The 650-nt window shown below is 59.7% G+C and carries 1 protein-coding gene; it reads right to left on the bottom strand.

Annotation, left to right across the window (positions count from 1 at the left end; translation table 11 throughout):
* Positions 1-51 precede the first annotated feature (51 nt).
* Positions 52-650, bottom strand: a 599-nt coding sequence (trbJ, locus tag EN990_RS35260; RefSeq protein WP_127388581.1) for a P-type conjugative transfer protein TrbJ, incomplete at its 5' end; no start/stop codon positions are given.

Genomic DNA, 650 nt, shown 5'->3' with positions numbered 1-650 from the left:
GGGCAAGGACGGCTGTCATCCGGGCGGCGATCTTGAAATCCATGACCTGCCTCAGTCGTGGAACATTTTTACCGATGACGGGCTGTAGCTGCTGCCCGTCATGAAGCGGCTGAACTGCTCTCGCGCTTGTTCCTGAGCTGCTGCTTGCCTGGCTTTCTCCAACGCTTCAGCGCGGCCTTGCGCGGCGAGCATCGCCGTAAGATCGGCGACCTGCTTTGCTTGAACGGCAAGCAACTGATTGCCGGCTTGCGTCGCCTGCAGCACACCAACGGCCGATTGGCTGGCGCCGACCAGGGCGCTGGTCTGCTGCTGCGTCCCATCGATATTGTCCACGGCAACGGCACCGGCCTTCAATGAATGCTCGAAGGCCGACACCGATGTCCGCCAGCGCTCGCGTGCACCATCGACAAGCTGCTGGCCGGAAAGGTCAGAGCCAAAGTTTTGGTAGGCGGACGTAAATTGGCTATCGATCTCCCTAACGCTGTAGGCGAGCTGGTCGGCCTCGCCGAGCAGGCTCTTCATCTGAGAGAAATTGCCTTCGATCTGGTCAAGCATCGAGGTCGGCAGCGAGGTGAGGTTCCTCGCCTGGTTGATCAGCATCTGTGCCTCGTTCTGAAGCGAGGTGATCTGATTGTTGATCTGCTCAAGGG

The organism is Mesorhizobium sp. M7A.F.Ca.US.005.03.1.1 (assembly GCF_003997975.1).
Taxonomy (GTDB): domain Bacteria; phylum Pseudomonadota; class Alphaproteobacteria; order Rhizobiales; family Rhizobiaceae; genus Mesorhizobium; species Mesorhizobium ciceri.
The sequence above is the reverse complement of the archived record's forward strand: the minus strand, read 5'-3'. Positions and strand labels throughout refer to the sequence as shown.